Genomic DNA, 20,956 nt, shown 5'->3' on the forward strand with positions numbered 1-20,956 from the left:
GCAAGACGACAGCCATGGCTGAGGCTCAGAACATCCCGGTGGGCTCCACCACCGCCGGCTCGATCGCGGTGGCCGCCGAGTCGACCGTCGCCACCCGTATGAGTGCGCCCCCGTCCTTCGACGTGGCGGACTTCCCGGTCCCGCACGGCCGTGAGGAGGAGTGGCGGTTCACGCCGCTGGAGCGCCTCGCCGGTCTGCACGACGGCACCGCCGCCGCGACCGGCACCGGGATCAAGGTCGACATCGAGGCCCCCGAGGGCGTCACCGTCGAGACCGTCGGCCGCGACGACGCGCGGCTCGGCAAGGCCGGCACCCCGGTGGACCGGGTCGCCGCCCAGGCGTACTCCTCCTTCGAGCAGGCCACGGTCGTGACCGTGCCGAAGGAGACCCAGCTCGCCGAGCCGATCCGCATCGCGGTGCACGGAGAGGGCGGCACGGCCTTCGGCCACCAGGTCGTCGAGCTCGGCGCCTTCGCGGAGGCGGTCGTGGTCATCGACCACACCGGCGACGCCGTGCTCGCGGCGAACGTCGACTACATCCTGGGCGACGGCGCCAAGCTGACCGTCGTCCTGGTCCAGGACTGGGACGACAAGGCCGTCCACATCGCCCAGCACAACGCGCTGGTCGGCCGGGACGCCTCCTTCAAGTCGGTCGTGGTCACCTTCGGCGGCGACGTCGTGCGGCTCCACCCGCGGGTCTCCTACGCCGGCACCGGCGGTGAGGCCGAGCTCTTCGGTCTGTACTTCACCGACAAGGGCCAGCACCAGGAGCACCGCCTCCTCGTCGACCACAACATGCCGCACTGCAAGTCCAACGCCGTCTACAAGGGCGCGCTGCAGGGCGACGACGCGCACGCGGTGTGGATCGGCGACGTGCTCATCCGCGCCGTGGCCGAGGGCACCGACACCTACGAGATGAACCGCAACCTGGTCCTCACGGACGGCGCGCGGGTCGACTCGGTGCCGAACCTCGAGATCGAGACCGGCGAGATCGCCGGCGCCGGTCACGCGTCGGCCACCGGCCGCTTCGACGACGAGCAGCTGTTCTACCTGATGGCCCGCGGCATCCCGGAGGCCGAGGCCCGGCGCCTCGTCGTCCGCGGCTTCTTCGCCGAGCTGGTCCAGCAGATCGGTCTGCCGGACGTCGAGGAGCGCCTGCTCGCCAAGATCGACGCCGAGCTGGAGGCGTCGGTTCTGGAGGCGTCCGCCTGATGGCCTTCGTCAAAGCCTGTGCGCTGAGCGAGCTGGAGGAGGACACCCCGAAGCGGGTGGAACTCGACGGCACGCCGGTGTCCGTGGTGCGCACGGAGGGCGAGGTGTTCGCCATCCACGACATCTGCTCGCACGCCAACGTCTCCCTCTCGGAGGGCGAGGTGGAGGACTGCCAGATCGAGTGCTGGCTGCACGGCAGCGCCTTCGACCTCCGTACCGGCAAGCCGTCGGGCCTTCCCGCGACGCGCCCCGTCCCCGTATACCCCGTCAAGATCGAAGGGGACGATGTGCTCGTCTCCGTCACCCAGGAGTCCTGAGTCACCCATGGCAACGCTTGAAATCCGCGACCTGCACGTTTCCGTCGAGGCCGACAACGCCACGAAGGAGATCCTCAAGGGCGTCGACCTGACCGTGAAGCAGGGCGAGACCCACGCCATCATGGGCCCCAACGGCTCCGGCAAGTCGACCCTCGCCTACTCCCTGGCCGGTCACCCCAAGTACACGATCACCAGCGGCACCGTCACCCTGGACGGCGAGGACGTCCTGGAGATGACCGTCGACGAGCGCGCCCGCGCCGGCGTCTTCCTCGCCATGCAGTACCCGGTCGAGATCCCCGGCGTCTCGGTCTCCAACTTCCTGCGCACCTCCGCCACCGCCATCCGCGGCGAGGCCCCCAAGCTGCGTACCTGGGTGAAGGAGGTCAAGGAGGCCATGGAGCGCCTCAACATGGACCCCGCCTTCGCCGAGCGCAACGTCAACGAGGGCTTCTCCGGCGGTGAGAAGAAGCGCCACGAGATCCTCCAGCTCGAGCTGCTCAAGCCGAAGATCGCGGTCCTCGACGAGACCGACTCCGGCCTGGACGTCGACGCGCTGCGGATCGTCTCCGAGGGCGTCAACCGCGTCCGCGAGAGCGGCGAGGTCGGCACCCTGCTGATCACGCACTACACGCGCATCCTGCGCTACATCAAGCCCGACCACGTGCACGTCTTCGCGAACGGCCGGATCGTCGAGTCGGGCGGCCCCGAGCTCGCCGACAAGCTGGAGAACGAGGGCTACGAGGCATACACCACCAAGGGAGGCGTCACCGCGTGATCACACTGCCGGGCCTCCTGGACACAGAGGCGATCCGTAAGGACTTCCCGATCCTCGATCGGGTGCTCCACGACGGCAAGAAGCTCGTCTACCTGGACAACGCGGCGACCTCGCAGACGCCGCGCCAGGTGATCGACGTACTCAGCGAGTACTACGAGCAGCACAACGCCAACGTCCACCGCGGCGTGCACGTGCTCGCCGAGGAGGCCACGGCGCTGTACGAGGGCGCCCGCGACAAGGTCGCCGCCTTCATCAACGCGCCGAGCCGTGACGAGGTGATCTTCACCAAGAACGCCTCGGAGTCGCTCAACCTCGTCGCCAACATGCTGGGTTGGGCCGACGAGCCCTACCGCGTGGACAGCGACACCGAGGTCGTCATCACGGAGATGGAGCACCACTCCAACATCGTCCCGTGGCAGCTGCTGTCGCAGCGCACCGGCGCGAAGCTGAAGTGGTTCGGCCTCACCGACGACGGCAGGCTCGACCTGTCGAACATCGAAGAGGTCATCACCGAGAAGACGAAGATCGTCTCCTTCACGCTGGTCTCCAACATCATGGGCACGGTCAACCCGGTCGAGGCGATCGTCCGCCGGGCGCAGGACGTCGGCGCGCTGGTGCTGATCGACGCCTCGCAGGCCGCGCCGCACATGGTGCTGGACGTGCAGGCGCTTCAGGCCGACTTCGTGGCCTTCACCGGCCACAAGATGTGCGGCCCGACCGGTATCGGTGTGCTGTGGGGCCGGCAGGAGCTCCTGGAGGACCTGCCGCCGTTCCTGGGCGGTGGCGAGATGATCGAGACCGTCTCGATGCACTCGTCCACCTACGCTCCGGCGCCGCACAAGTTCGAGGCGGGTACGCCCCCGATCGCCCAGGCCGTCGGCCTCGGCGCGGCCGTGGACTACCTGAGCTCGATCGGCATGGACAAGATCGCCCAGCACGAGCACGCGCTCACCGAGTACGCGGTGAAGCGGCTGCTGGAGGTCCCCGACCTGCGGATCATCGGCCCCGCCACGGCCGAGGACCGCGGCGCGGCGATCTCCTTCACGCTCGGTGACATCCACCCGCACGACGTGGGCCAGGTCCTCGACGAGCAGGGCATCGCGGTGCGCGTGGGTCACCACTGCGCGCGTCCCGTCTGCCTGCGGTACGGAATTCCTGCGACCACGCGGGCGTCGTTCTATCTGTACTCCACGCCGGCAGAGGTCGATGCTCTGGTCGACGGCCTGGAGCACGTCCGTAACTTCTTCGGGTAGAGGCGGCGACTTGTGAAGCTGGATTCGATGTACCAGGACGTCATCCTGGACCACTACAAGCACCCCCACGGGCGGGGCTTGCGGGACGGGGACGCCGAGGTGCACCACGTCAACCCGACGTGCGGCGACGAGATCACCCTCCGTGTGAAGTACGACGGATCGCGTATCGAGGACGTGTCCTACGAGGGCCAGGGCTGTTCCATCAGCCAGGCCAGCGCCTCTGTCCTGAACGAACTTCTGGTCGGCAAGGAGCTCGCGGAGGCGCAGAAGATCCAGGGCACCTTCCTGGAGCTGATGCAGTCCAAGGGGCAGATCGAGCCGGACGACGCGATGGAGGAGGTGCTGGAGGACGCGGTCGCGTTCGCCGGCGTCTCCAAGTACCCCGCCCGTGTGAAGTGCGCGCTGCTGAGCTGGATGGCGTGGAAGGACGCGACGGCCCAGGCGATGGGCGAAGACCGCGACAAGGCTGCGAGGAAGACCGCATGAGCGACAACGAGACCACCCTCACGAAGCCGGCGTCCGAGGAGGAGGTCCGCGAGGCGCTGTACGACGTCGTCGACCCCGAGCTGGGCATCGACGTCGTCAACCTGGGCCTCATCTACGGCATCCACATCGACGACTCCAACATCGCGACGCTGGACATGACGCTGACATCGGCGGCCTGTCCGCTGACCGACGTGATCGAGGACCAGGCGAAGGCCGCGACCGACGGCATCGTCAACGAGCTGAAGATCAACTGGGTCTGGATGCCGCCGTGGGGCCCCGACAAGATCACGGACGACGGCCGTGAGCAGCTCCGGGCGCTCGGGTTCAACGTCTGACTCTTTCCGGCAACGGACTGCGACGGCCATGCCCGCCAGGCACACTGGCGGGCATGGCCGTTTCTCTGTACCAGATCGCGATCGACTGCCAGGACGCTCCGAAACTCGCCCGGTTCTGGGCGGAGGTGCTCGATTGGCACATCCTCTACGAGGACCCGGAAGAGATCGTCATCGGCGCCGGTCCGAGCGCGCTGCCCGGCATGGTGTTCCTTACCGTACCGGAGCGCAAGTCCGTCAAGAACCGGCTCCACATCGACCTGAGCCCCGACGACCGGGACGCCGAGGTGGAGCGGATCATCGGTCTGGGCGCCGGCAAGGTCGAGGTCGGGCAGGGGGACGACGCCACCTGGGTCGTCCTCGCCGATCCCGAGGGCAACGAGTTCTGTGTGCTGAGGCCGAAGAAGACGCTGCTCGACTAAGGTCCCGGCCCCGGACAGGCCCTGTCCGGGGCCCTAGTACGCGGCAGGGGGCCCCGCGGCCGCCTCCGCGAGCGACGGGGCCAGGTTCTCGGTGCGGATGCGCCGGTCGACGTAGAGGAGGCTCACCACCAGCTGCGGGAACGCGGCCGTGAGGGCCTGTCCGATCAGCACGGTGACGAGGAAGAAGACCATCGAGGTGATGACGACGGTCAGCGCGGCACCGCTCGTCGACGCGTCCTCCGTGAGGCTCGGGCCGAGGATGTTGAGGAACGAGAACGGCAGCTGGATCACATAGCTCGCCACCGCCGCCATGCCGTAGGCCAGCAGCGATATGCCGAAGATCCGCCACCAGTCGCCGCGGACCAGCCGGGACGAGCGGGTCATCGCCGCGACGGCCCCCTGCCCCTCGAAGACGGCGGCGGCCGGAGCGAGGGAGAACTTCACCCAGAGCCAGACCGCCAGCGGGCCCGTGACCAGCGCACCGAGGAAACCGACAAGGATGAGCCAGCCGAAACCGCCGGCGTCCGAGGACAGCGTGATGAGGGTGATGACGGCGGCCACGAAGGCCGTCCCGATCAGGACCATGGGGACCGCCACGATCAGCGAGGTGAGCAGGACGGCGCCGAGCACCGACCAGACCCGTCGCATGCTGCGGCGCCACACCCGGCCGAACGTCGACGGGTGGCCCAGCACCGCGTCCTGGAGGACGGCGGGGCAGCTCGCGTAGACCAGCGCGTTGGCGACGAGCACCGCGAACAGACCGAAGACGTAGACCGCTCCGAAGGTGAGGACGACGGGCGCGACGTCGTTCCAGCCGGGCGCGACATCGGCGTCCAGCACCCGCTCGAGCCGGTCGGCGTGCGCCGCGTAGGCGATGCCGATCGCCGCGGCGATGGCCACGAGCGCCACGCCGTACGCGGCGAACGCCATGCCGAGCAGCTGCTTCCAGTGGCGGCCGATCGTCGCGAACGCCCCGCCCAGGATGTCGCCGAGACGGAGCGGGGCGAGCGGTACGACGCCAGGCTTGGGAGGCGGCGGCATCCAGCCGCCCCAGCCGGGAGGGCCGGCCGGTCCCGGGTACGGCGGCGTGCTTCCGTATGACATCGGTCGTCCCCCCGAATGTTCTGCGTATCCCTGCGAGTGCCTGCTGCCGGGCCGTCTCCGCGGCCCGGTCGGCACACCGTAGCGCCCGGCAACTGAGACCGGTTAGCCCGGGTGCCACCAGGGCGGTTAGGTTTTCTGTCATGACCGACACGTCTTCCGCACCCCGTACCACCGGCGCCGTCGCCGCCGGCCTCGCCACCGTCACCGACGACGGCGTTGTTCTCGACACATGGTTCCCCGCCCCCGAGCTCGTCGCCGAGCCCGGTCCGGCCGGTACCGAGCGGCTGACCGCAGAGCGGGCCGTGGAGCTCCTCGGCGCCGCCGCCGCGAAGGCCGTCGGCCCCGACGCGCGACGCGGTGTCGAGGTCGTCGCCGTACGCACCGTCATCGCCTCGCTCGACGACAAGCCGCTGGACGCCCACGACGCCTACCTGCGTCTGCACCTTCTCTCCCACCGGCTCGTGAAGCCGCACGGGCAGAGCCTGGACGGCCTCTTCGGCCTCCTCGCCAATGTCGCGTGGACCAGCCTCGGGCCCGTCGCCGTCGACCAGGTGGAGACCGTGCGGCTGAACGCCCGCGCGGAGGGCCTGCACCTCCAGGTCACCTCGATCGACAAGTTCCCGCGGATGACGGACTACGTCGCGCCCAAGGGCGTGCGCATCGCCGACGCCGACCGGGTCCGTCTCGGCGCGCACCTCGCCGAGGGCACGACCGTGATGCACGAGGGCTTCGTCAACTTCAACGCGGGCACCCTCGGCACGTCGATGGTCGAGGGCCGCATCTCCGCCGGCGTCGTCGTCGGCGACGGCTCCGACATCGGCGGCGGCGCCTCCACCATGGGCACCCTGTCCGGCGGCGGCAACGTGATCATCGCCATCGGCGAGCGCTGCCTCATCGGTGCGGAGGCGGGCGTCGGCATCGCGCTCGGCGACGAGTGCGTCGTCGAGGCCGGCCTCTACGTCACGGCCGGCACCCGCGTCACGATGCCCGACGGGCAGATCGTCAAGGCCCGTGAGCTGTCCGGCGCGAGCAACATCCTCTTCCGCCGCAACTCGGTCACCGGCACCGTGGAGGCCCGCCCGAACAACGCGGTCTGGGGCGGCCTCAACGACGTGCTGCACAGCCACAACTGATCAGCGGTACCTCGCTCTCGATCGTGTGACTCTGCGTAACTTCGATCCCCGGCAGGCCGATAAGCAGGCCGGACACGCGGAGTCACCCGACCGATTCCCGATGGGCAAGGCGAGGAACCGACATGAAGACCAAGCTGACCACTCTCGGCCTGTGCGCCCTGTTCGCGGGACTGTCCGCGCACGGGGCCGCACACGCCGACGAGACGCACACCGACGCGCACAACGGCCACCGGGTCTCCCTCGTCTCGACAGGGCAGATCGACGACCCTCTCGAGGACGTGCTGGAGCACGCCGCGATTCTCGGCAGCACCTACGTCCGCGACTGACGAACCCCGTCGAGCCGGCGGCCGGTCAGCTCCCCGTACGCCGCCAGCAGCCCGTCGACCGCCTCGCGCGCGGCGGGCTGCAGTGGTTCGCGCACCGGCCCGCCGGGCAGTCCGAGCGCCCCGAGCAGCGCCTTCGCGGTCACCGTGCCGGGCAGGCCGGACGCCATCATCAACTCGGTGAGCGGCAGCGTGGCCTGGTGCAGCGCCGTGGCGGCCGCGTTGTCGCCGGCGTCGTAGGCGTCCAGGACGCCCCGCAGCTGCGGGGCCGCCACATTGGCCACCGTGGAGACGAAACCCGCCCCGCCCACCGCGTACAGCGGCAGGTTCAGCTCCTCGCACCCCGAGTAGTACGCCAGGCCGCCGCCCGCGATGACCTTGGAGCTGCCGAGCAGGTCGTAGGCGCAGTCCTTGACGGCCACGATCCTCGGATGCTCCGCGAGCCGCAGCATCGTGTCCGGCTCGACGCGGGTGCCCGTGCGGCCGGGGATGTCGTACAGCATCAGCGGGATGCCCACGGAGTCCGCCACGTGCCGGAAGTGCGCGGCCACGGCCGCCTGCGGGGGGCGGCTGTAGTACGGAGTCACCACGAGCAGCCCTGCCGCGCCCGCCGCCTCCGCGGCCCGTGCCAGTCCGACGGTGTGCCGGGTGTCGGGGGTGCCGACGCCCGCGACGACGACGGCCCGGTCGCCGACCGCCCGGACGACCGCCCGCACGAGCGCTGCCTTCTCGTCGTCGGAGGTGGTCGGTGATTCACCGGTCGTGCCGGACAGCACCAGGCCGTCGCAGCCGGCATCGACGAGGCGGACGGCCAGCCTCTGCGCCCCGTCGAGATCGAGGGCACCGTCGGCGGTGAAAGGCGTGACCATGGCGCACAGGGCGCGGCCGAAGGGAGGAGAGGAGGTCATGCCAGCAGTCTGCGGCGGCCCGGGGCCCGGCTCCAGCGAAATCTGCTTCCGGTAACCGTGAAGCAGCGCTACAGGGTCGGAGTGCCTGACATGATCGGCGGGGGACGGGGCGGCCCACGGGAGGGGACGGATGCCGAGGACGATCGGGCGGGCGGCGGCGGGCGTGGTTGCCGCTGTGACGGCCGCCGGAGTGCTGGCCGGCTGTGGGGGCTCGGGCGACGCCGGTGCGTCCGGGGACCGCGACTACAGAGTGAAGGCGGACCGGCTGGATCCCTCCACGTTCCCGCGGTACGGCGCCCCTTCGCCGGCCGTGACCCCGTCGACGCCGCCCACCCCGGCCACGTGCCCCCGCTCGGGGGTGGTCGTGACCACGGGCGTCGTCGACACGGCAATGGGACGACGGGCCACCGTCCTCGAGCTGAAGAACTGCGGCACGCGGCCCTACGACGTCAACGGCTATCCCCGGATCGGCGCCCTCGACAAGAACCGCGAGGCGCTGGAGCTGACCATCACCCACGACCACCCGTACACCGACGCCGGGCGGGACCAGGGGCCGAAGCCGCTGACGCTCGTGCCGGGACAGAGCGTGAAGTCGGTTCTCAACTGGAACAACCGGGTGACCTCCTTCGACCCGGTCACCGAAGGCGCCTACCTGGTGGTCACCCCGAGGGAAGGGGAGACGCCGCAGACGCTGCCGTTCCGCCTGGACATCGGTACCTCCGGGGAACTCGACGTCACCGCGTGGGCGCGGGACCTGTTGGGCTGAGCCGCAGGCCCCGCGCGTCGCACACGCCTACGGGCGGAAGCGCAGCACCTGCGGGTCGTGGTCGCTGTTCTGGTCCGAGAACTCGGCGTTGATGTGCACGCTGTCGTAGCTGAAGTCGCGGATCGACGGGCTCGTGAGGATCTGGTCCAGCACCTGGCTGTTGCCCTGGTACACGTACGAGTAACGCTCCGACCGGGGAAGGGACTTGATCGCCGGGTAGAGGGCGCCGCCGTCCGTCAGGGCCTTGGTCGTCTCCGAGAACTCGAAGTCGTTGATGTCGCCCAGCACGACGACGTCCGCCTTGTGGTCGGCGTCGAGGACGTCCTTGACGAAGGCGTTCACGGCCTGAGCCTGCTTCAGCCGCTGCGCCTCGGAGGAACGGTTCGGCGGCTGGTGGTGCGAGACCAGCGACTCGTCGCCGCCCTTCGAACCGAAGTGGTTGGCGACCACGAAGACCGTACGGCCCCGGAAGGTGAACTCGCCGGCCAGCGGCTTGCGGCTGTCGTCCCAGGCGTCGTTCGCCGGGTCGATGCGGCCCGGGGACAGGGTGAGCGCGGCACGGCCGTGCTCCCGTACGACCCCGGTCGCCGTCGTCGCGTCGCCGCCCGCGCGGTCGGTGAAGGAGACCCGCTCCGGGTTGAAGAGGAACACCTGGCGGATGTTGCCGCCCGGCTGGCCGCCGTCCTCGTTGTTCACCGGGTCGACGGAACGCCACTCGTACGCGGGACCGCCGGCCGCGGCGATCGCGTCCGTGAACTTCTTGACCGTCCGGGCGGCCGACACCGTGCCGTCGTTCGTGGCGCCGGTGTCGTCCTGGATCTCCTCCAGGGCGAGGATGTCGGGCGAGGCCAGGTTCTCCACGACGGCCTTCGCCAGCGCGTCGAACTTCTCCTGCGGGTCGGACGGGTCCAGGTTCTCCACGTTGTACGTGGCCACGGCCAGTTCACCGTTGCGCTGCGGACGGGTCCGCTCACGCGTCAGACCGTGGTCCTCGACCGTGCCGAGCGTGCGGGCCGTCAGCGTGTAGCCGCCGTACTGGTTGAAGTCCAGCGGGCCCTCCGTGGTGCCCGCGAGCACGTCACCCACGTTCGCCTTCGGGAATGGCTGCTGCGCCAGCGGGATCAGCGACTGGATCTGGAGGCGGCCGGTGTTCTGCGACTCGTAGGAGCCGTAGACCGTGCCGCCGCGCCGGTTGTCGTTCTCCCACGGCTTCACCGTCACCCACAGCTCGGCATGCGGATCGGTCGCGCCGACCACGCGCGAGGTGCCGACGCGGACGTTCGTGCCCTCCAGGGACTCGTAGTAGTCCAGGGCGTACGTACGCGGGGCCAGGGGCAGGCCGTTGATGCTTCCGTCCGCCGCCGGGTCGCCCTGCGGGGCGTACTCGGAAGGCACCGACCAGGCGGAGACCGTCACGGGAGCGGGCACCTCGTGGCCGGAGGACACGACGGTGACGGTCGGCTTCGTTATCTCGGTCAGCGACTGGTTGCCGGACGACGCGCCCCCGGGGACGTACTCCGTGACCGTGCCGGAGACGGTGACCCGGTCGCCCACCGCGACCTTCGGCGCCGAGCTGGTGAAGACGAAGACGCCCTCGCTGGTCGCCGCGTCACCGTCGGCCTCAGGGTCCTGGAACCAGAAACCCCGGGAGCCGTAGGTCCGAACACCCGTGACGATGCCCGGCACATCGGCGACCTGCTTCCCCTCCAGCGGGGAAATGCGGGTGCTGCCCTGAATGTCGTGGATACGCACCTGCGCGGCAGCGGCCGTGGCGCCGTCGGCGGCGTTCGCGGACCCGGCGAGCAGACCGGCGGCCAGCGCGGCGGCCACGACGGTCGCCACGGCGGTAGTTCTCGGTACGACGGAGGAAGGCATCAAGGTTCTCCGGAGGTGAGGGATGAGGGTGCACGGGACCCCTGGGGGGCCGGGCAGGTTCTACGCGCGTCAATCTCTTGGCTGAACAGGCCACTTGTCAAGGGTCGGCCGGTGTACTGAGACCTAAGTCCACATGAACGCGCGCCCCGGCGGAGGCACGGTCGCCGGACCGGTCGGCCGGATCCGGCGGGCGCGGCGAAACCGCACGAAATACGTCTACGCTGGGGGCCGTCCAGTCACCCACAAGGCCGCCCGGATCCGGTACGCCGCGGAGGAGACCCAGCAGATGCCCCAAGACCGTCCCACCCTGCCGCCGGTACGGCTGAACTCGGACGCGCAGCTGGCGCGGGACGCACTCGCCACCCCGCTGCTCTCCCGGGCCGTGAGGCTCGCACGCTGGGCCGGCCCGCAGACCCGGGTCGGCGTCGGCGGTGAACTCGTCGACGAGCAACTCCCCGCGGCGGCCGAGGCGCTGGGACTCGACGCCGGGGACGAGGACGGCCAGGCCTGCGCGAGCGAGGCGTGGCGCGTCGCCGTCGACACGGGCCTCGTCGACGCCGAGGACCCCGACGACGACTCCGACACCGCGGGCGCCGTCGCCGGCGCCAACCTCGCACTCGTCACCGGCGGTTCACCGCAGGACGTCCTCGGACTGTGGCTCGACGCCCTCGACGTCGTCTTCGCCGACGCCATCGCCCCCGTCCTCGACGACATCTCCGCGGTCGTCGGCGACGACGGTGAGATCGACATCGAAGCGCTCGACTGGGACCCAGAAAGCGAAGCCGCGTTCCTCGAAGGCGTCCTCGGCAACCTCTACCTGCTCACCGTCTCCGACAGGGCCGCAGAAGAGGGACCCGTCCCGCTGCCCGTGCTTGCCGCGTCGATGATCGTCCCCGACGACATGGGAGAACCGACCGACGACGTCCTGGAACAGGTCTCGGAGGCGATGATGCGCCTCGACGACCAGTTCCGCGTACTGGAGCCCGTCGGACTCGTCCAGTACCGGCCCGTGGACGAGGCGTTGATGGCCGAGGAGAGCGCCGCGGAAGGACCCGGGCCCCTCGGCGACGACGAGGACGTCACCCGCTACGGCATGGTCCGGCTCACCCCCCTCGGCCTCTACGGCATCAGGGCCCGGCTGCTGGAGGCCGGAGTCGAGGCACCCGCGGTCGGCGACCTCGCCGACAAGGGCGCGGACGTGCTGCTCGACGGGCTCGCCCGCTACCCCGAGCTCGCCGCCCGCGCGGAGACCGAGCAGTGGCTCGCCCGGCGCGACGCCGCCGACGCCGCCCGCGAACTCCTCACCGCCGCGCGCGGCGACGACCGGGGCGCGCCGCTGCGCCGCCTTCACTGCCAGCAGGCGCTCACCCTGGTCGGGCGGCGCGCAGAGCCCGCGGTGCGCGACGTGCTCGACGACCCCCGACTCGGCGGCCTCGCCCGCGTATGGCTCGCCGAACACGGGGCGTCGGACGTGCCCGCGCCGCCGGAGTCCATGATCTTCTGGCTGGCGATCGACACGATCGCCGCGCAGCTCGCGGCGGGCGGTGAGGCCGCGGAACTGCAGGACCTGGTCGAAGGGCTGGTCGGCCGGCACACCGGGTTCTTCGACGCGGCGTGGCGGGTGGAGCATCCGGCGACGGCGGATGTGCTGGAGGCGATGGGGAGGCTGCACCGGGACAAGGCGACGGCGAAGGAGGCGCGGAAGGCGGCCTTCAAGTCCCGCTCGGCTCACTGACGTTCGCGGTTCCGGGCGGGGCCCGGTCCGTTGCGGGTGGCCCCTGCGGCGGGGCGGTCCAGGTGACGTGACGTCCCCGGGGGCGGTCGCGCTTCTGCCTGCGGGGGCAGGCCCGGCCCCTCGGTCCCGCGTGGCGCTCCAGCGGGGCGTGTGCCCGTGACGGGGCCGGCCGGTCCGGGGGTGTCGCCCTGCGGGCGGGCTCGGTCCCGGTGTGTGTCGCCCCTGAAGGGCCCTGGTCCGGGGACGCCGTCCAGGCGGGGCGTGGCCCGGTCTGGTTGCCTTGCGCCCGTGCGGGGCGTGGCCCCGGTGCGGTGCGTTGCCCCGTGCGGGGCGTGGCTGCGCGGGTGGTGGGTGCCGGGTGTCGGGGCCTCCGGAGGGGGGGTGTCCGGAATGGCTGTCCTCACCGCGCTTCGCGCGAGTTGCGACGCTTTACTTCCGGACCCCCCCTCCTACGACCCCGCCCCCCTCCCGACGGTGCCGCCCCTTCCGGCCGGTGGTCCGCGCAAGGGCGCGTCTCGTGGGCCGTGAGGCCGGTGGTCGCTCCATGCGGGGCGGTGGTCAGGCCTCGGGGCGGGGCAGCTCGGTGCAGGGGCGGAGTTCCTGACTTGGGGCCGGCAGCGGCTCGGTTCGGGCCGCGAGTGCGGCGGTCAGGCTCTGGGCGGGGCAGCTCCATGCGGGGGCTGCTGTCCCGCCTTGGGGCGGCAGCTCGGGTCGGGGCTCTGTGGGCCGGTGTCCGGTCGGTCGGCGGGCGGCAGGGGCCCGTAGCGCGGCGCGAAGCTGCCGCTCGGGGGTGTGGGGGCGCCGGCCCCCACAAAACCCTTTCCCCCTCCCCGGGAGGGGAAGGGGGCGCCAGCCACAAGGGGTCCGGGGCTTGCCCCGGCTTCGGGAAGGGGCGGGGTGGGGGAGACGCCCCGCGCAGCGGCACCGGGCCGCGCCGCGTAACGCGGTGGGCAGGTGCGAGGGCGTCAGCCCCACGGGAACCCACCCCCGGCCGGGGGAAGGTGGGTGGAGCCCCCGCGCAGCGTCCACGGGGCTCGGTCATCGTGGCGTCGCCGGATTGCTGTGCCCGCCGGGGCCGGGTCGGCGGTCCGCCGGCGCGCGGGGCTGCCCCTTCGGGGGCGTGGGGGCGGCGGCCCACCCCCGGGGCGGAGCCGCCGGTGGGAAACGTTTCGCGTCGTCCGAGGGATGTCGTGCAACGTTCAACCGTCGTTCGTGCGCACGCGCGAGGGTGTGGCCCGGATCAGCCGCCGGATGCAGCTCAGGAGACTTGATGCCGCTCACTCGCAGGGAATTCACCAAGCAGTCCGCTCTCACCGGCGCGGGCGTTGCCCTCACCGGTGCCGTGGGGTCGCTCGCCACCGCCCCCGGCGCACTCGCGGAGGAGGGGGAGCGCCATGGGAACGAGGCGCCCGGTTACGGCCCGCTGATCCCCGACCCCGCGGGCATGCTCGCGCTGCCCGCCGGGTTCACGTACCGCGTTCTGACCCGCAGTGGTGTCACCACGTTGGAGTCGGGCGAGTTCACGCCCGGCAAGCACGACGGAACCGCGACCTTCGAGGGGCCGCGTGGTGTGACGCTGCTCGTCGTCAACCATGAGCTCAAGGGTGAGCGGGCGAAGATCGCGCACCCCGTGCCGCTCACCGAAGGCCTGGTCTACGACCCGGCCGCGCCCGGTGGGTGCACCGTCGTGGAGAGCCACCGCAGCGGCGAGGTCGCGCAGTGGGTCGGAATCGCGGGCACCGTGCAGAACTGCGCCGGCGGCACCACGCCGTGGGGTACCTGGCTGACCTGTGAGGAGACCGAGGACAAGGCGGGCAGCAACGGCCTGACCAAGGACCATGGCTACGTCTTCGAGGTCGATCCGTACGACCGCCGCGCCAACCGTGCGCCGGAGCCCGTCAAGGCACTCGGCCGGTATGCCCACGAGGCAGTCGTGGTCGACCCGAAGCGCGGTCACCTGTACCTCACGGAGGACGCCGACACCCCGAACGGCCTGCTCTACCGGTGGATGCCGCCGCACGGCTTCAAGCACGGCCGCGGCCGGCTGCGCACGCTCGGCGACGACGCCGGTGTGCTCCAGGCCGCCAAGTGCTTCGACTCCGGTGGCCGGTTCGTCGACGACCTGGCCCGCGCCACGAAGATCGGCACGGTGTACGGCGTGGACTGGACGGAGGTGCCGGACCGTGACGCGAGGACGGTCTCCGTGCGCAAGCAGTTCAAGAACGGCGAGGTCACCCGCGGCCGCAAGCTCGAGGGCATGTGGTGGGGCGACGGCGGCGTCTACATCGTCTCGTCGTACGCCCGGGAGGAGAGCCCCGAGCAGCACGACGGCCAGGTCTGGTTCTACGACCCGCGCCGGCGGACCCTGACGCTGAAGGTGCTCCTCGGTGTGAACCCCGACCCGTCGAAGGACGGCTACGACGGCCCGGACAACATCACCGTCTCCCCGTACGGCGGTCTGATCATCGCCGAGGACGGCGAGGGCGTGCAGCACCTGATCGGCGCCACGGACAGTGGCCGTACGTATCCGATCGCCCGTAACGAGTTCAATGTCGGCACCGAGGACGACCCGGACTTCAGCGAGTTCGCCGGTGTCGTCTTCTCGCCCGACGGCCGGACGCTGTACGCCAGCATCCAGACGCCGGGGATCATGTTCGCGATCACCGGCCCCTGGAAGCGTCAGGGCGGCCGCCACTGAGGCTCCCGCGGATCGTGGGCGGTGAATCGGCCCACTTTCCGCGGCCCCGCAGACGGCGCTTTCCGCTGGGTCCTGCTGCTCGAACGGGGCCCGGCGGGCGGTTCGTCCCGGAAGTGACAGCGCTCGGGCGTGGCGTGGCGGGGTGCCGGGGGCGCATACTGAACGTAATGACAAAGTCAGCCGGTTCCCGGCGCCACCTGCCGTCCAGCCCCTTCAACCGTCCGTCCCTGGAAGAGCCGCCGATCGAATGCTTTGAAGCGGGCGACAGGGTGTCCCACGATCAGTTCGGTCTCGGAAGAGTCCTCGCCGTGGAAGGCGACAATGCCGCTGTGCTCGTCGACTTCTCCGGCAGGCAGGGCCGCATCCTCAGTCCGTTCTCCAAACTGGCCAAACTCTGAGCACGCTTTTCAGTTTTTTCCCCGCCGGGGGTGTCCGCCGCACAGCGACGGGCACCCCCGGCGGACTTTTCAGAGCGCCTGCGCGGCGGGCTTGACCATGCCCCGCACGGTGCGCGACTTCACGAAGTCGCCCATGGCGGTCATCTCCCACTCGCCGGAGAACTGCTTGATCAGCTTGGCCATCATCACGCCCGTCTGCGGCTCCGCGGCGGTCAGGTCGAAGCGGACGAGCTCCTCGCCGGTCGTGGCGTCCATCAGCCGGCAGTAGGCCTTGGCGACCTCGGTGAACTTCTGGCCGGAGAAGGAGTTGACCGTGAAGACGAGTCCCGTCGCGTCGGCGGGCAGCCGACCGAGATCCACGACGATGACTTCGTCGTCGCCCGCGCCCTCACCGGTCAGATTGTCGCCGGAGTGCTTGATCGAGCCGCCCAGGATGGAGAGCTTGCCGAAGTAGCAGCTGTCCAGGTGGTTGCGGTTCGGGCCGTAGGCGATGACGGAGGCGTCGAGGTCGATGTCCTTGCCGCGGAACGCCGGCTCCCAGCCGAGGCCCATCTTGACCTGGGAGAGCAGCGGACGGCCGCCCTTGACCAGGGACACCGTCTGGTTCTTCTGCAGGCTGACCCGGCCCTTGTCCAGGTTGATCTTCCCGGTGGGCGCGGCGGGCGGGGCGGCGGGCGGCGGCGGGGTCGCGGCGACCCGCGGGTCGGCGGGCGGCGCCGCGGTGACGGGCGGGGCGGTCGCCTGAGGGGCGGCCGGGGCGGCCGCGGGCTCCTCGTCGACCGAGACGCCGAAGTCCGTGGCGATGCCCGCCAGGCCGTTCGCGTAGCCCTGGCCGACCGCGCGGGCCTTCCAGACGCCGCCGCGCAGATAGATCTCGACGACCACCAGCGCGGTCTCCGCGCCGAGCTGCGGCGGGGTGAAGGTGGCGAGGGCGCTGCCGTCGTCGGCGTTGCGGATGGTCGCGGTGGGCTCGATGCCCTGGAAGGTCTGGCCCGCCGCGTCCGGGCTCGCCGTGACGACGATCTTCTCGATGCCGGGCGGCACGGCCGTGGTGTCGACCACGATCGCGTCGGGCGCGGAGCCGCCGCCGGAGCGGTAGCTCACGCCGGGGCCCTGCGGCTGGTTGTAGAAGATGAAGTCGTCGTCGGAGCGCACCTTGCCGTCGGCGGTGAGCAGCAGGCCCGATACGTCGAGCCGCACCGGAGCGGCGACGTCCACCGCCACGCGCGCGGCGGTCAGGGGGATGTTCGAGCCGGGGGTCATAGCTGTCATGACTGGGGTAACGAGCGAGTCCGCTTTACCGTTCCCTTACCGTTCTCACCTGTTACGGGGATGATTTCTGGCCACGCGCTCATTGCCGAACTTGTAGGCGCCGGTCCACCGCGCGATGACCAGCTGCGCGTCCCCGGACCCCACCTCCGCCAGGAACTTCTCCGCGCGCGTGCCGCGCAGGGTCCCCGCCGCGCGGCCGCGGTGGCTGATGGAGACCGTGCCGTCGCCGAGCCGGGTGTACGTGAATCCGAAGGGTCTCGCCATGGACGCCATCGTGGCGGAATCCAGTGCGCGCGGCATGCGGTTTTCCCCGGGGGTCAGTACGGCCACTGCGGCGGGTGGGTGGTGAAGTGGCCGCCCAGGCACGCGTGGTCCGGGTTGTCCGGGTCGAGTTCCCCGTGCTCGGCGATGAGCTTCTCCGCGTACTGCTCCGAGTCGTCCTGCGGTTCGTAGCCGAGGGCCCGGGCGCTGGTCAGGTCCCACCACAGGCGGGTGTTGGCGGAGGACCCGTGGACGATGGTGTGACCGACGTTCTCGGCGGTGAGGGCCGCGTGGAAGAGGCGGGCGCCGTCACCCGGGCTCATCCAGACGGAGAGCATCCGTACGGACGTCGGTTCCATGAAACAGGAGCCGATGCGCACGGACACGGTCTCCAGTCCGTGCAGGTCCCAGTAAAGCTGGGCCAGGTCCTCCCCGAAGCACTTGGACAGGCCGTAGAAGGTGTCGGGCCGGTGGCGGGTCTCGACCGGGATCAGCGCCTCGGGAGGGTGGGGGGCGTCGCCCTCGGGGCGCGGGACGAAGCCCACCGCGTGGTTGCTGGAGGCGAAGACGATCCGCTTCACCCCTTCGTCCCGTGCGGCCTCGTAGAGGTTGTACGTCCCCTCGATGTTGGCCTTGAGGATCTTGTCGAACGACGCCTCGAGGGAGATGCCCGCGAGGTGGATGATCGCGTCCACACCACGCACCGCCTCGCGCAGGGCCGCCTTGTCGGCGAGGTCGGCGGTGATCGCGTCCGGCTCGCCCTCGATGGGGGTGACGTCGAACAGGCGGAGCTCGTAGCCGTAAGCGGGCAGCAGGCCGCGCATCAGGGTGCCGAGTCCACCGGCTGCGCCGGTGAGCAGGACGGTACGGGCAGCGGGCATGGGCGGGTCTCCTTGAGTGCGCTCAAGTGAATGGATGATATTCACATGCGTGGACACGCTAGGGAGTGGCCCCGACAGCGTCAAGTGTCGCGCGGGGCGGGTGATTCCGTGCCTGGAATGCAGGTTTCCGTCTTGACCGGCGCGAGGGGGCTGCCATAGCGTGGATCGCGTTCAGAAATATGGACGTCGATCAGAATTGTGCACGGGCTCGGAGCCCGGAGCACGGCCCAGGGAGCGCCCGTGACCTCAGATCCGCTCGCAGCCCGGCTCACCCGGGTCAAGGGACCGCTGTTCTTCCCCGTCACCGCGTACGGACCGGACGGCGACCTCGACCTCGAAGCATTCCGCGCGCATGTGAGGAAGGGCGTCGACGCCGGCGCGGCCGCCGTCTTCGCCTGCTGCGGGACGGGGGAGTTCCATGCCCTCACACCGGAGGAGTTCCGCGACTGCGTCGTGGTGGCCGTCGAGGAGACGGCGGGACGGGTGCCCGTCCTCGCGGGAGCCGGCTACGGCACCGCCCTCGCCGAGCGGTACGCGCAGATCGCCGAGGAGGCGGGCGCGGACGGACTGCTCGCCATGCCGCCGTATCTCGTCGTCGCCGACCAGGCCGGGCTTCTGGACCACTACACCCGGCTGGCCGCCGCGACGTCGCTCGACGTCATCGTCTACCAGCGTGACAACGCGATCTTCTCGCCCCGCACCGTGGTCGAACTGGCCCGCGTCGAGAAGATCATCGGGCTCAAGGACGGCCACGGCGACCTCGACCTCATGCAGCGGATCGTCAGCGCCGTGCGCCGCGAACTGCCGGATCGCGATTTCCTCTATTTCAACGGGCTGCCCACCGCCGAGCTCACCGGACCGGCCTACCGCGGCATCGGCATCACCCTGTACTCCTCCGCCGTCTTCGCCTTCGCTCCCGACATCGCACTCGCCTTCTACCGGGCCCTCGAAAGCGGCGACGACAAGACGGTCGACCGCCTGCTCGACGGCTTCTTCGTACCGCTCGTCGAACTGCGCAACGAGGGGCGCGGATACGCGGTGTCGCTCGTGAAGGCGGGCGTGCGGCTCGAAGGTCTGGACGTCGGCGGGGTGCGGCCGCCGCTGACGGAGCCGGCCGACCGGCACGTCGAGGCGCTCGCGGCGCTGATCGAACAGGGCCGGGCGCTGCTGGAGGACGGCGAATGAAGACCTCGGCGTTCCTGTACCCGTGGGACGTCGTGGGAGACCCGGACGCCGCCGCCCGCATTGCGGACCTCGGCGTCCGGCAGGTCACCCTGGCCTCCGCCTACCACTCCACACGGGCCCTGACCTCGCGTCACCCCGCCCACCGGATCGTCACCGCCGAACACGCCGCCGTGTACTACCCGCCCGACGAGGGCCACTGGGCGGGACGCGGCCTCGGGCCGTACGCGGCGGGGGAGTGGGCGCCGGGCGACGCCTACGGCGAGGCGGCCGCCGCGCTGGCGGACGCCGGCCTCGACGTCCACACCTGGGTCGTCCTTGCCCACAACTCCCGTCTGGGAGGCGAGCATCCGCGGACCTCTGTCGTCAACGCCTACGGTGACCGCTACGCCTGGGCGCCGTGCATCGCGCAGCCCGAGGTGCGGGAGTACCTCGTGTCGCTCGCGGCGGAGGCGGCCGTCCGCCCGGGCGCCGGCGGCACGGAGCTGGAATCCTGCGGCTGGTACGGGGTGTCCCACCTGCACGCCCACGACAAGATCGCGGGCGTCGCCCTGGACGGTCCGGCGCAGTACCTGATGTCCCTCTGCTTCTGCCCGGCCTGCCGGGACGGGTACCAGGGTCTGGGCGTGGACCCCGGGCGACTCGCGGAGTCGGTGCGCGACGCGCTGGAGCCGCTGTGGCGGGGCGGCGCTGCACAGCCGCTGGACGCGGAAGTGGCCGGCGCCGTACTGGAGTTCCGTACCCGCACGGCCCGGACGCTCCAGGAGGCCGCCGTCGCGGCGGTGCGGGCCGCGGCCCCGGCGGGCTTCCAGGTCCTGCTGCACGCCGACCCGGTGGCGCACCACTGCGGCGCCAACGCCGGAGTGGATCCGGCGCACATCCTGTCGGTCGCCGACGGCGTGGTCGTGCCGTGCACCGGCGGGCCGGGGCTGCTGGGCCCGTTCGCGGAGCACGCGACGGAACGTACCGTGCTCGCCGCGAACTTCACCGTGGTGACGGGTATGGGGGGCGCGCCCACCATGCTGGCCGCGGACGCGAAGCGGGCGGCGGACCTCGGCGCGACCCAACTCCGCCTCTACCACGCGGGCCTGGCGTCCGACGCGGACCTGGTGGCGGTCCGCTCGGCGCTGGCGTAGGGGGCCTGCGCGGGCGGTGGTTCACTGCGGGGCGCCGAGCGGGAGCGGGTCCTGCCGCCGGGCCCCGCGCCCGCGTTCGAGACGCAGGGCCAGACCGGTGGCCACCGCGCCGAGCCCTTCCCACAGGCCCACACCGAGGAAGCCCGAAGGGGCGCGGCCGCCTATCACCGCCAGGGTGAAGACGGCGCACGTCAGCAGCCGGAACGGAACCGTCCAGCGGAAGAAGGGCTTCCAGTCGGCGAGGGAGGCCAGAACGTAGTAGACGCCCATATTGACCGCGGCCATCGAGGAGGCGGTGACGAAGACCGGAGTGTGGTCCCCGTCCGCGCGGCGGGAGCCGGGCACGGGCTCGAAACCCATGGTGGCGAGCAGGACATCGGGGGTGATCAGTCCGAGGACACCGAGCACGGCCGCGAGGACGCCGAAGACCGCCATGGTCCAGCCGGAAGGGGAGCGGGGCAGGAAGCGCACAGGATTCTCCAGGGGCA

Annotated in this window: 22 protein-coding genes; 15 read left to right on the top strand and 7 right to left on the bottom strand. The window is 71.1% G+C overall.

What is annotated here, in order from left to right; all coding sequences use genetic code 11:
- Positions 1-14 precede the first annotated feature (14 nt).
- The 7 genes from sufD to ACTMTU_RS17795 are packed head-to-tail and all read left to right on the top strand — an operon-like array spanning position 15 to position 4,796.
- A complete protein-coding gene (gene sufD / locus ACTMTU_RS17765) occupies positions 15-1,211 on the top strand; it encodes a Fe-S cluster assembly protein SufD (RefSeq protein WP_441264437.1) in 1,197 nt (398 codons plus the stop codon).
- Positions 1,211-1,528, top strand: coding sequence for a non-heme iron oxygenase ferredoxin subunit (locus ACTMTU_RS17770; protein WP_005319006.1), 318 nt, complete (start codon positions 1,211-1,213; stop codon positions 1,526-1,528). The genes sufD and ACTMTU_RS17770 overlap by 1 nt, the downstream gene beginning before the upstream one ends.
- A 7-nt stretch (positions 1,529-1,535) precedes the next feature.
- A complete protein-coding gene (sufC, locus tag ACTMTU_RS17775) occupies positions 1,536-2,303 on the top strand; it encodes a Fe-S cluster assembly ATPase SufC (protein ID WP_441264438.1) in 768 nt (255 codons plus the stop codon).
- Positions 2,300-3,556: a cysteine desulfurase gene (locus ACTMTU_RS17780; RefSeq protein WP_159693147.1), complete on the top strand. Its 1,257-nt coding sequence runs from the start codon at positions 2,300-2,302 to the stop codon at positions 3,554-3,556. The genes sufC and ACTMTU_RS17780 overlap by 4 nt, the downstream gene beginning before the upstream one ends.
- 12 nt (positions 3,557-3,568) lie before the next feature.
- On the top strand, positions 3,569-4,042 hold the full coding sequence (gene sufU / locus ACTMTU_RS17785) for a Fe-S cluster assembly sulfur transfer protein SufU (protein WP_005319012.1): 474 nt from the start codon (positions 3,569-3,571) through the stop codon (positions 4,040-4,042).
- Positions 4,039-4,377, top strand: a complete 339-nt coding sequence (locus ACTMTU_RS17790) for a metal-sulfur cluster assembly factor (protein WP_441264439.1) — start codon at positions 4,039-4,041, stop codon at positions 4,375-4,377. The genes sufU and ACTMTU_RS17790 overlap by 4 nt, the downstream gene beginning before the upstream one ends.
- 53 nt (positions 4,378-4,430) lie before the next feature.
- Positions 4,431-4,796: a VOC family protein gene (locus ACTMTU_RS17795; RefSeq protein ID WP_441264440.1), complete on the top strand. Its 366-nt coding sequence runs from the start codon at positions 4,431-4,433 to the stop codon at positions 4,794-4,796.
- A 33-nt stretch (positions 4,797-4,829) separates the two neighbouring features.
- Here ACTMTU_RS17795 and ACTMTU_RS17800 read toward each other — a convergent pair whose 3' ends face one another.
- Complete coding sequence (locus ACTMTU_RS17800) at positions 4,830-5,900, bottom strand: DUF7847 domain-containing protein (RefSeq protein ID WP_441264441.1); 1,071 nt, start codon at positions 5,898-5,900, stop codon at positions 4,830-4,832.
- Between the two features lie 140 nt (positions 5,901-6,040).
- On the opposite strand from ACTMTU_RS17800, the gene dapD reads away from it, so the two are divergent.
- A complete protein-coding gene (gene dapD / locus ACTMTU_RS17805) occupies positions 6,041-7,033 on the top strand; it encodes a 2,3,4,5-tetrahydropyridine-2,6-dicarboxylate N-succinyltransferase (protein ID WP_307705762.1) in 993 nt (330 codons plus the stop codon).
- 122 nt (positions 7,034-7,155) lie between these two features.
- Positions 7,156-7,359 (top strand): hypothetical protein, encoded by a 204-nt coding sequence (locus ACTMTU_RS17810; protein ID WP_441264442.1) that lies wholly within the window; start codon positions 7,156-7,158, stop codon positions 7,357-7,359.
- Here ACTMTU_RS17810 and dapA read toward each other — a convergent pair.
- Complete coding sequence (gene dapA, locus ACTMTU_RS17815; RefSeq protein ID WP_441264443.1) at positions 7,344-8,264, bottom strand: 4-hydroxy-tetrahydrodipicolinate synthase; 921 nt, start codon at positions 8,262-8,264, stop codon at positions 7,344-7,346. The genes ACTMTU_RS17810 and dapA overlap by 16 nt on opposite strands.
- 130 nt (positions 8,265-8,394) lie before the next feature.
- On the opposite strand from dapA, the gene ACTMTU_RS17820 reads away from it, so the two are divergent.
- The gene (locus ACTMTU_RS17820) at positions 8,395-9,030 is read left to right on the top strand and encodes a DUF4232 domain-containing protein (protein ID WP_441264444.1); all 636 of its coding nucleotides are present in this window, start codon (positions 8,395-8,397) and stop codon (positions 9,028-9,030) included.
- Between the two features lie 27 nt (positions 9,031-9,057).
- On the opposite strand, the gene ACTMTU_RS17825 is transcribed toward ACTMTU_RS17820, so the two are convergent.
- Positions 9,058-10,905, bottom strand: coding sequence for an endonuclease/exonuclease/phosphatase family protein (locus tag ACTMTU_RS17825; RefSeq protein ID WP_441264445.1), 1,848 nt, complete (start codon positions 10,903-10,905; stop codon positions 9,058-9,060).
- 286 nt (positions 10,906-11,191) lie between these two features.
- On the opposite strand from ACTMTU_RS17825, the gene ACTMTU_RS17830 reads away from it, so the two are divergent.
- The 3 genes from ACTMTU_RS17830 to ACTMTU_RS17840 all read left to right on the top strand — a co-directional run bounded on the left by ACTMTU_RS17830 (position 11,192) and on the right by ACTMTU_RS17840 (position 15,736).
- Positions 11,192-12,640: a hypothetical protein gene (locus ACTMTU_RS17830; RefSeq protein WP_441264446.1), complete on the top strand. Its 1,449-nt coding sequence runs from the start codon at positions 11,192-11,194 to the stop codon at positions 12,638-12,640.
- A gap of 1,270 nt (positions 12,641-13,910) precedes the next feature.
- Positions 13,911-15,338, top strand: coding sequence for an alkaline phosphatase PhoX (locus ACTMTU_RS17835; RefSeq protein ID WP_441264447.1), 1,428 nt, complete (start codon positions 13,911-13,913; stop codon positions 15,336-15,338).
- Between the two features lie 167 nt (positions 15,339-15,505).
- Positions 15,506-15,736 (top strand): hypothetical protein, encoded by a 231-nt coding sequence (locus ACTMTU_RS17840; protein WP_037775011.1) that lies wholly within the window; start codon positions 15,506-15,508, stop codon positions 15,734-15,736.
- Between the two features lie 69 nt (positions 15,737-15,805).
- Here the strand turns inward: ACTMTU_RS17840 and ACTMTU_RS17845 are convergent, their stop codons facing one another.
- From ACTMTU_RS17845 to ACTMTU_RS17855, 3 genes are read right to left on the bottom strand one after another with little or no spacing between them, the layout of a single operon-like run.
- On the bottom strand, positions 15,806-17,008 hold the full coding sequence (locus ACTMTU_RS17845; protein ID WP_441264448.1) for a TerD family protein: 1,203 nt from the start codon (positions 17,006-17,008) through the stop codon (positions 15,806-15,808).
- A gap of 45 nt (positions 17,009-17,053) precedes the next feature.
- Positions 17,054-17,272 (bottom strand): hypothetical protein, encoded by a 219-nt coding sequence (locus ACTMTU_RS17850; RefSeq protein ID WP_441264449.1) that lies wholly within the window; start codon positions 17,270-17,272, stop codon positions 17,054-17,056.
- Between the two features lie 53 nt (positions 17,273-17,325).
- Positions 17,326-18,150, bottom strand: coding sequence for an NAD-dependent epimerase/dehydratase family protein (locus ACTMTU_RS17855; RefSeq protein ID WP_441264450.1), 825 nt, complete (start codon positions 18,148-18,150; stop codon positions 17,326-17,328).
- A gap of 240 nt (positions 18,151-18,390) precedes the next feature.
- Between ACTMTU_RS17855 and ACTMTU_RS17860 the strand changes: the two genes are divergently transcribed.
- Positions 18,391-19,335: a 5-dehydro-4-deoxyglucarate dehydratase gene (locus ACTMTU_RS17860; protein ID WP_441264451.1), complete on the top strand. Its 945-nt coding sequence runs from the start codon at positions 18,391-18,393 to the stop codon at positions 19,333-19,335.
- A complete protein-coding gene (locus tag ACTMTU_RS17865; RefSeq protein WP_441264452.1) occupies positions 19,332-20,468 on the top strand; it encodes a hypothetical protein in 1,137 nt (378 codons plus the stop codon). Before ACTMTU_RS17860 ends, ACTMTU_RS17865 begins: the two co-directional genes overlap by 4 nt.
- A 21-nt stretch (positions 20,469-20,489) precedes the next feature.
- On the opposite strand, the gene ACTMTU_RS17870 is transcribed toward ACTMTU_RS17865, so the two are convergent.
- Positions 20,490-20,903 carry a hypothetical protein gene (locus tag ACTMTU_RS17870; RefSeq protein ID WP_441264472.1) on the bottom strand — a complete coding sequence of 138 codons (414 nt, stop codon included), beginning with the start codon at positions 20,901-20,903 and terminating at the stop codon, positions 20,490-20,492.
- Positions 20,904-20,956 lie beyond the last annotated feature (53 nt).

This window comes from Streptomyces sp. OZ13 (assembly GCF_052068155.1).
Classification (GTDB): Bacteria; Actinomycetota; Actinomycetes; order Streptomycetales; family Streptomycetaceae; genus Streptomyces.